The 9967-nt window shown below is 36.5% G+C and carries 5 protein-coding genes and 1 pseudogene; 3 read left to right on the top strand and 3 right to left on the bottom strand.

From position 1 onward, the window contains the following. Positions 1–841: pseudogene (locus ABES52_RS15940) on the top strand (ISL3 family transposase); the annotation flags it as partial. A 600-nt stretch (positions 842–1441) separates the two neighbouring features. Beyond that, entirely contained in the window at positions 1442–3937 is a 2496-nt protein-coding gene (locus tag ABES52_RS15935) for a phosphodiester glycosidase family protein (protein ID WP_429652274.1), read from the top strand. A gap of 96 nt (positions 3938–4033) precedes the next feature. On the opposite strand, the gene ABES52_RS15930 is transcribed toward ABES52_RS15935, so the two are convergent. Then, positions 4034–4921 carry an accessory Sec system S-layer assembly protein gene (locus ABES52_RS15930; protein WP_429652272.1) on the bottom strand — a complete coding sequence of 296 codons (888 nt, stop codon included), beginning with the start codon at positions 4919–4921 and terminating at the stop codon, positions 4034–4036. After that, positions 4914–7280 carry an accessory Sec system translocase SecA2 gene (secA2, locus tag ABES52_RS15925; protein WP_429652270.1) on the bottom strand — a complete coding sequence of 789 codons (2367 nt, stop codon included), beginning with the start codon at positions 7278–7280 and terminating at the stop codon, positions 4914–4916. Before secA2 ends, ABES52_RS15930 begins: the two co-directional genes overlap by 8 nt. Positions 7281–7598: 318 nt before the next feature. Here secA2 and ABES52_RS15920 point away from each other — a divergent pair, with 318 nt between their 5' ends. Beyond that, positions 7599–8639: a glycosyltransferase family 4 protein gene (locus ABES52_RS15920; RefSeq protein ID WP_429652268.1), complete on the top strand. Its 1041-nt coding sequence runs from the start codon at positions 7599–7601 to the stop codon at positions 8637–8639. Positions 8640–8801: 162 nt separating this feature from the next. On the opposite strand, the gene ABES52_RS15915 is transcribed toward ABES52_RS15920, so the two are convergent. Next, positions 8802–9818 carry an LCP family protein gene (locus ABES52_RS15915; protein ID WP_429652266.1) on the bottom strand — a complete coding sequence of 339 codons (1017 nt, stop codon included), beginning with the start codon at positions 9816–9818 and terminating at the stop codon, positions 8802–8804. Positions 9819–9967 lie beyond the last annotated feature (149 nt).

Below are 9967 nucleotides of genomic sequence, written 5' to 3'. Positions count from 1 at the left end.
GGAAGTAGGGGATGTTTACGGAACCTCATCCACGACCATTATGAGGCGATTTGATCAAATCGCTCAAACGGAAGTCAAGCAAGTAGAGTCACTACCTCGAGTGATTGCGATTGATGAATATAAAGGAGATACAAGGGAAGGAAAGTATCAACTCATCATCGCCGATGGGATCACAAAGCAACTCCTAGACATCCTACCGAACCGAAATAAAAAGTCGATAAAAGACTACCTTCAAAGGCATGGTCACCACGTTCAAGTGGTGATTATGGGATATGAGTCCTTCTTTTAAGGCAGCCGTTCGTTCGGCCCTAGGGAACCCAGTGATCGTGGCGGATCGTTTTCATTTTTGTCGTTATATTTATTGGGGGATCGATCGAGTTCGCAGGCGTATTCAGCAGCAGTTTCACGACTATGACCGCAAAAAGTGCAAAAGAAAAAGGTACATTTTTTATAAACCTCAAAACACTTTAACTGAAGACATCAGTGGCATTTAGAACGCTATTTGAATATGTCGGAAGAGCTAAACAAAGCCTATGAACTAAAAGAACGTTATCAAGTATGGTTTAACCGAGCGAAAGAGATCGGTCAAGAAAAGATCAAAGAGGTAAAAAAAGAGCTGGAAGCATTTTATCAAGTAGTAGAGGAATCAGGAATTCCAGAGATGAAACAAGCGATAGAAACGTTTCGAAATTGGCAAGTAGAAATCCTGAATAGCTTTGTGTATGGTCATTCCAATGGCTTTTTGGAAGGAATCAATAATACGACAAAAGTCATCAAGCGAAACGGCTATGGATATAAAAACTTCAAGAGATTTCGAGCAAGAATCTTATTGAAACATTAGTATAAAGGAATGGGTCTACATATAGGATAGGGGTGGCCTGATTTCTTTACCACCCTAACATTTGACGGAGAACCGGAATGGTGGCTGTCACCGCCCGAAGTATCGAAAGGCTTTGCGGAGAGAAATCTCTGCAGGGCTTTTCTTTTTTCCTCATTCTGTATCAAGCTTGATTTCAAATATATCTTATGATTTGGAACCTAACGTATGAATTCTATTACGAAAAGTTGGATAACTATCTTGTACCTGAAGAACATCTAGAAAAACTTCCGAATCCGTTGATTTTTGAGACTCTATCGTATGTTGATGAAAACAGAAATGAGTGGATAATTAAACAAATTCATTAAATTGGAATAAAAATATTATTATGGTAAATAAACTAATTTTTTCATATATTTTTCTTGTAACTTTAACATATTATGATAAAATAAGAGTATAGTAATTTCCTGTTTTGTTATTATATAGAGTCGATTCTGGGCGATGGGCTTTGGGTTGATGCCAAAAAAAGTACCTGCAATTTAGCGGGTACTTTTTTTGGGGTTCAATAGTAAAAATCATGAAAAAATTACAATAATATACACACTTCATAAGGGGGACATCATCGTGAAACAAAAGGTGCTATCAGTTGCTTTCATTTTCTTTTTCATGTGGTTTGGAGTAAATGCTGTCTCAGCAACTCAACTTTCCCCTGGTGTTCAATTAAATAAAGAACAACTAACTTTGTCGGGAAAAAAACAAGCGATTAGTGTGCTAAAAATAAACACCCATTCTCCCTATACAACTATTAAACTTGGAATTTCTGATCCTATTCATACATTAGAAAAAACCTCTGTGTTAGCAAAAAAACATACATATGAAAAACATCATGTCATTGGGGCAATCAATGCTTCCTTTTTTCATATGCAATCGGGGTATCCAGCCTATCTTTTATCACGAAATGATCAAATCATTAATTTAGGTGCAGTGTCTAGCCAATCTAATGATTATATGCATACACCGGCTGGATTTGGTATGAAAGATGGCAAGGGAATCGTAGCACCTATTCAATTTACAGTATCCATCGCTCACCACGGAAAAAACTATCAACTTACTTCTTTTAATAAAGCTCGTGGAGAAAATGAAAGTATTTTATATACAAATAGTTATAAATATGATAAGACAAGAACAAATCCTCACGGGCTAGAAGTAGTTGTTACTGGACTTTCTAAGTCAGTTGATCATGAACTATTTTTTGGTGAAACGATTTCAGGAGTGGTTTCAAGTATACGTCCATATGGTCAACATACAAGTGCGACGATTCCAAAGGATGGATATGTCATTTCAGCTCACGGGGAAGCCGTATCCCAAATAAAAGAATTACAAATTGGTGATAAAGTTAATCTTACGATTGATATTCATCATCAATGGAAAGGTGCTGATTTCATTTTAGCCAGTGGGCCATTGCTTGTGCAAAATGGGCAAAAGAAGTTGTCCATCGATGCTGATAGTCCACGAGCAACAGAAAGAAGTCCTCGAACAGCCGTTGCGATAGACAAAACGGGGACAAACGTTTATTTTGTCACTGTCGATGGGAGACAGCCTGGCTATAGTGATGGCATGACGCTCCACGAATTTGCCGATTATTTAACAAAACTAGGAGTCTATCAAGCTATTAATCTAGATGGTGGAGGATCTACGACGATGGTGGCCCGTCTCCCAGGTAACACGTATCCACAATTAGTCAACAAACCATCTGATGGCTCCGAACGAAAAGTGTCCGCTATTTTAGAAGCCGTAAGTCTTGCTCCATACGGTAAACCAATGAACATAAAAGCACGACAAGCTCAAGAAGGACTTATTGCTGTAGGGGCTTCAGTGGGAGTACAAATCGATTATATTTTGGATCAATATTATAACGTTTTACCGATAAATCAATCAGAAGTAAAGCTGTCCGTAGAAGGTAATATTGGAACAATTACTAATCATCAATTTGTAGCTGAACGATCTGGATCAGGGCATATTGTGGTCGAATATGGAGCTGCAACAACGAAAATCCCAGTAACCGTAATTGATGATGTTGAAAAATTTGAAGTAATGCCGCAAAAGATATATTTAGCACCAAATTCTACTCAAGAATTAACTGTTCGGGCGTTTGCAAAAGATGATAAACCGCTTATTTTTAATAAGCAATCGGTTCAGTGGGAGATTTCTTCAGACCTCGGTAAAGTCCAAAATGGGGTTTTTTATGCTTCTTCTAATGAAGGCAAAGGAATATTAACAGCTAAATATGGAACAAAGAAAGTGACCATACCTGTAGAAATTAGTAACAAGCCATTACTTCTAGACTCGTTCAGCTCAATAACGAACGTTTCAATAAGTCATGTCAATGCTACCTCTTCGATTGATTTAGAAAAAACGCTCCAACCTCGTGAAGGAATAACGTCTTTAAAATGGGATTACCATTTTAAAACGTCTAAAAAAGGAACTTCCGTTTCTTACATTCATTTTAAAAAGCCTGTACAACTCGTAGGAAAACCACAAGCGATTGGCTTATGGGTGTATGGAGATGGGCAGAAGCATTGGTTAAGAGGAGCGATCACAGATGCTTCAGGGAAAGAGTGGATTGTCAATTTCACTTCATATGCTGGACTTAATTGGTATGGATGGAAATATGTAAAAGCTACAATCCCAAAAGAGGTGAAATATCCAATTACACTTTCCAAAATTTATTTAGCGGAACCTGAAGAGAACAATAAAACAAATGGAACGCTCTATTTAGATCGCTTACAAGCTGAATATACGTTATCTCATAAGGAACCATACTTTGAACCTTCGTCTGATACAAAAACAGTCCATCCGAACAAAGTATGGACCATAACCTTTAATAAAAAAATGAGAACTGACCGAATAAAAGATAAAATTTACGTTCAAGATCAAGATGGAAAAAGATATCCAGTAATCATTGCACTTGAAAAAAATAATACAGTGGTGAAAGTTCATCCGCCTCAAGGGGGATATGAAAAAGAAAAATACTATCAATTAGTCGTTTCCAAATCGGTTTTATCTGATCAAGGAAAGATGATGAAACGTGACCATTTGACAACCTTTTTTGTTGAATAAAAGGATGCTGGTAAAGCAGCATCCTTTTTCTCTAGTTATTAGTAAAAGAAAATGGTGAGGACATCCTCACCACATATAAAAATAGTTTATTAAATTTTATGATTGTGGTACAATCGGTTTCCACTTCGACAAATCTAACTCTTCTTTTAAGACTAACTCCTTAGGAAATATAAACGACCAAGGTTTGGAAGTGTTAGCTTTTACAATAAAATCTTGTAGCTTAAAATGTCCTTGGGCAACAATTTCACCAGTTGCATCTACTATTTTAAGCGGTAATTGTTCAATTTGAATGTTATTTTTCGTTCCATTTCTAAATAAAAGAGTTGCTAATAAACTGCCTTCATCTAATATTTGAGCACGAACCCCCGCAATATTAAATTCGTTTGGTTTCAATGTAGGGAGTTGTTGCAGAAATTGTTGTAATTGATTCTTTTGATCTGCAGATAAACTATTTTCCCAGCTTGGTTCTAGTTCGAGCGAGTGTTGTTTGAATGAATTCATATTAAATGCTACCGACCAATTTTCTTGCAATGTCTCTAGTGAGATATCGTTGTTTATTGGAAATTGAAAACCGCATAATAGGCTAGTCATAGGGGGGATTGGTCCCATTTCACTAAAATTCACGCTGGTTTTTGAAATGAATTGATTTTCATCGTTAAGTAAAAACAATTCAACATCATCTAGTAGCAATTCCTTTGGTAAACTATTTCGAATAAATGCGGTCACATAATAGTATTTATCTTGTTGATCGAGTTGTATACCCGAAATAGATAATTGATTCGGTTTCAATGGATGCAGTTCATTATGTAAAAAACGATAAACATATTCTTGTTCTTTCGGTAAATGAATTGCTGGGGGGATGACTAATGTAGTATAAACTTCTTCTTCATTGTCGTCGTTTGTAGTAGACTCGAGGGACAAGTAGCTATCTTGTCCCTCTTTTTTAATTTCTGCTGATTTTTTCTTCTTAAAAAAATTAAACATGTTCCTCACTCCGTTCTATTCCATTCACGCGTAAAATCTGAACCGTTCCTACCATCATGTCTTTCACCATTTCAAAATAATTATGTTGGAATAACTCTAATCCTTCGGTTTGGTAAATTCTCATTGGGTCTTCTTGTTGATAATAACGTAACCCGATCCCTTCTTTTAAACGAGTCATTCCTTCTAAATGTTTCATCCAATGCATGTCTAATTTATTCAAAGTAATGACGCGTAACAATTCGAGCAGGTCTTCTTTTTGTTCGATTTGTTCCAAATCATTTTGAAGCTTTTCTACAGAAGGCATAAGAACTCGTTTGATTTCGTTTGCTTCTTGGATATCTTCACCGAAGCTTGTGCTTTGTTGGAATAATAAATGAGCAAGCTGTGTTAATCGTTCCAAATTCCAATTTTCAGGTAACTCCTCTTCTGGACAGCACATTGTGATTTCATGGTTTATTAGTTCGGACAGTAATTGTTTGATAAGAGAAATCAGTTCTTGTTTGTATAAAATTTTTTCTCTTAACGAATAAATAATATCCCGTTGTGTGTTGATGACATCGTCTAGTTTTAAATTGTATTCCCGCATCGAGAAGTTGGCACCCTCAACAATCCGTTGGACCCGCTCGACAAATTCGCTAATGTCTTTATTCAGCACGAGGCCGTTGTCATCTACTTTTAATTTTTTCTTTAATTTCTCTAATTCATCTTTCGCAAATCGACGGAACATATCATCTTCTAACGAGATAAAAAATTGGCTTGAACCAGGATCTCCTTGTCTTCCAGAACGTCCACGAAGCTGATTATCAATTCGTCTACTTTCATGTTTTTCTGTCCCAAGAACGTGTAATCCACCGAGTTCCGCTACGCCTTCCCCTAATTTTATATCTGTCCCACGTCCAGCCATATTGGTGGCAATGGTAATTTGTCCTTTTTGTCCCGCTTTGGAAATAAGCTCTGCTTCTTGTTCCACGGTTTTCGCATTTAAGAGCTCATATGGTAAATTTGCTTCATCTAAATACTTGGCGACTTTTTCAGATTGTAAAATGGACGTTGTTCCAATTAAAACCGGTTGACCTTTCGCATGTCGTTTCTTTACTTCTTCGACAACGGCGACATATTTTTGATGAGCTGTTTGGAACACTTTATCTGGTAAATCGATACGAATTTTCGGTTTGTTTGTTGGTACTTGAACCACTTCCATGCCATAGACATGTCTAAATTCCGATTCTTCTGTTTTTGCTGTACCCGTCATTCCGGATAGAATGGGGTACATACGGAAATAGTTTTGGATCGTTATTTGAGCTTGGGTTTTATTTTCTTCCGTTATCGGAAGCCCTTCTTTTGCTTCCAATGCCTGATGAAGCCCATCGCTTAACGTTCGTCCTTCCATGATTCGGCCAGTGAACATATCCACTAATTTAATTTTATTGTCATGGACGATATAATCGACATCCCGTTCAAAAATAGTATGGGCCCGGACTGCTTGAATAACGTAATGATAAAGCGTTTGGTGTTCAAGATCGTAGAGGTTATCCACACCAAAGGCTTTCTCTACTTTCTCAATCCCTTGGTCGGTTAAACTAGTTGCTTTTGTCTCTTCGTCATATTCATAATCGATTCCTTTTTCAAAACGTTTCGCTAAACGAGCAGCTATGTAATGAAGGTCAGCATTTGACTGCATTTTACCAGCAATAATTAAAGGGGTTTTCGCTTCATCGATTAATACGCTATCAATTTCATCAATAATCGCATAATGGTATGGACGTTGAACTTGATCTTCCGCTTTTTGCACCATATGGTCCCGTAAATAATCAAAGCCAAACTCGGTTCCTACACCATAGGTAATGTCTGCTTCGTACGCTTTCTTTTTTTGTTCGGGCTGCATCATTGGAAGGTTTAGTCCGACAGTAAGCCCTAAAAATTCATGAATTTGACCGATGAGCTCTCGATCTCGCCGGGCTAAATAATCATTGACGGTGATGACGTGAACACCTTTTTCTTCCAATGCGCGAACATAACTCGGTAAAGAAGCAACTAACGTTTTTCCTTCACCTGTCGGCATTTCGGCAATATTTCCTTCGACCAACACGAGTCCGCCAATTAACTGAACATCGAAGTGTCTCATGCCTAAAACTCTCTTTGATGCTTCTCTAACGACAGCGAACGCATCTATTTTAATATCATCAACCGTTTTTCCTTTTTGTAACTCCTCTTTAAAGTGAAGGGTCATCTGGCGTAATTGTTCATCGGTCATTTTGGCATATTTATCTTCAAGTTGATTGATTTTTTCTACCAATTTATAGTATTTTTTTAACTGACGATTACTAGTTTGTACATTCTTGCTGAATAATTTTAACATTTTTATTCCGCTCCTTGTAATACAGACATATTCAGCCATCATTCTATAATATTATCAAAATTAGCGAATATTGACTACTGTTGGAAGAAATTATGAAAAATCAAATTCTTTAATGTCGTATTTGGTCGGAAAAAACACAATTTTTGTCAATTTGTCATGAATCTTTAATAAAATTTTTATATTCTTTGAGTTTAATAAATGGTATAATTCACATTGGTATTTATTTTCATCTAGGAAAGAAAATCAAACGGTTTTACATAAATGTGTCAATATTAATTTTCATTTAGAATGGAAAAGCTAAATCCAAGGAGGTTAAGCATGGTTTACTTTATAGCCTTAGCATTATGTATTTTAGCCTCATTATGCATAACTCCTTTTGTAAAACAATTCGCATTAAAAATTGGGGCAACTGATCAACCGAATCATCGAAAAGTTCATCAAAAAATTATGCCACGACTTGGTGGTTTAGCGATATATATCAGCTTCTTGGTCGGAGTTGTATATTTACGACCAGAAGATGAATTTTCCCTCCCAATTATTTTAGGTAGTGTTGTTATTATCATTACCGGATTTTTGGATGACTTACTAGAATTATCTGCCAAAGTAAAGTTCGGTGGCCAACTTGCGGCGGCTTTCATTGTCGTTCTTGGTGGTGTCCGATTAGAATACATTAATTTACCTTTTGGTGGAGAACTGGACTTTGGGATGTTAAGTATCCCGTTAACGATTTTATGGATTGTCGGTATTACGAATGCCATTAACTTAATTGATGGGTTAGATGGATTAGCAGCAGGTGTTTCCTCGATTGCCTTAATTACATTAAGCTTTATGGCCTTTATGAAAGGCGATATATATGTTATGTCAATGGCGTTGATTTTACTCGGAAGTACCTTAGGATTTCTTGTCTATAATTTTCACCCAGCAAAGATTTTTATGGGTGATACTGGAGCCTTATTTTTAGGCTATATGATCTCCGTACTGTCGTTATTAGGTTTTAAAAACGTAACGGTTATTTCTTTAATTATTCCAATTATTATTCTTGGGGTACCAATTTCGGATACTTTCTTTGCGATTATTCGCCGTTTAGTGAACAATCAGCCGCTTTCAGCACCGGATAAATCGCATTTACACCATTGCTTACTTCGTCTTGGGTTTACGCACCGCCAAACGGTTCTGCTTATTTACGCAATGGCTGCTATGTTTAGTATGACCGCTATTATTTTCTCTATGGCGACAACATGGGGAGCGATTATCGTCATTACATTGTTATTAATTGGTATTGAATTAGTGGTTGAAAGTATTGGGTTGGTTGGAAAAAACTATCAGCCGTTGCTCCGATTCGTACGGGCAAGAAAATAATAAAAATATTTACTAATAAAGAAAAGCCAGCCTTTGTTCTAAAAGGCTGGTTTTTCAGTTTTTCTTGAATAAATTTGAGCATTAGCAGAGAAAATAAGCTTGGCAAAAATGAAGGAGACCAGCTTATGGTAAAAGCTGTCTCCTTTTTCTCGAAAGTAATTTTTACTGCTGAGCGACCTCTTTTTCATCTGTATCTTCACGACTCGAAACATCTAGGTGTTTTTTTAATGTCGTTTTTACACTTTCAAGATCCTCTTCGTCTAGTTCATAAATGTAACCAATTCCGTTTTGATAACCGTCCGAACCTTCTAATGTAAGAGAATCAATCGTTAATTGGTTTTTTATTCCATAACTAAGTAATGCGCGCATTTCGGAAAATTTCATATTTGTTTCCATATTATCGCCAATAGCTTCCATCACATCGGTATACTTTGTAATGGCATTAACAGATATAGCTTTTTTAAGGATGGCCTTCATAATTTCTTGTTGACGTTTTCCGCGTTCGATATCATTGTCTTTTTTTCGTGTTCTAGCAAGTGCTAATGCTTCCTCACCGTTTAACTTTTGTTCGCCTGGTAAGAGATGAATAGCGTTTCGATTGTCTTCTGTATCTTTTTCGTAAATTTCGTACGGTACATTCACTTCGATTCCGCCAAGGGCATCAACAACATCAATAAAAGCATAAAAGTTCATACGGACATAATAATCAACAGGAACATCTAAGAGATTCTCCACTGTTTCAATAGTTGCTTTTGGACCACCAAAAGCGTGGGCATGATTAATTCTTGTTGAGTACCCAACCTCTGGAATGTATACGTAAGAATCCCTTGGAATACTAAGGAGTTTTACGGAGTTTTCTTTTTTATTAAATGTAGCTAACATTAACGCATCGGAACGGGTGGCCGTTCCAAAGTTACGTGATTCACTATCATCAATTCCAATAAACAATATGGATATATTGTCTTTGCTAGGATCAACCACTTCATCACGAAGATTGGATTTTTCACGACCATCTAATTCTTTATAAGAACCATTGGCAATGGACTCAGCTTTTTTATATAAATATGCTCCGTAGCCAGTAGCCGATAGAGCTAACAGTAATAATGGAAATACGAGTAGCCAGAATACTCGTCGTCGTTTCACTTTTCTCCTTTTTCTTTTTATATGATGTCTATTCATATGAATCGTTCTTCCCTTTCTAAAAGTTGTTGTCATTATTCGTTAAATTTCTACTTTTTACGCTATCAATCATTTTACTAAATTTTTAAAAGAGGGTAAAATAAAATTTTCTTTACAATTAGGTTGTAGTCTCATCACCATATTCTGTG

The sequence above is a fragment of the Aeribacillus pallidus genome (genome assembly GCF_050478865.1).
In the GTDB taxonomy this organism is placed as follows: domain Bacteria; phylum Bacillota; class Bacilli; order Bacillales; family JACDOC01; genus JACDOC01.
The sequence above is the reverse complement of the archived record's forward strand: the minus strand, read 5'-3'. Positions and strand labels throughout refer to the sequence as shown.

Bases quoted from the DNA above. Each gene is read 5' to 3' on its own strand.
- ABES52_RS15930 (WP_429652272.1), bottom strand. From the start codon at position 4,921: ATGTTTAATTTTTTTAAGAAGAAAAAATCAGCAGAAATTAAAAAAGAG.
- secA2 (WP_429652270.1), bottom strand. From the start codon at position 7,280: ATGTTAAAATTATTCAGCAAGAATGTACAAACTAGTAATCGTCAGTTA.
- ABES52_RS15920 (WP_429652268.1), top strand. From the start codon at position 7,599: ATGGTTTACTTTATAGCCTTAGCATTATGTATTTTAGCCTCATTATGC.
- ABES52_RS15915 (WP_429652266.1), bottom strand. From the start codon at position 9,818: ATGAATAGACATCATATAAAAAGAAAAAGGAGAAAAGTGAAACGACGA.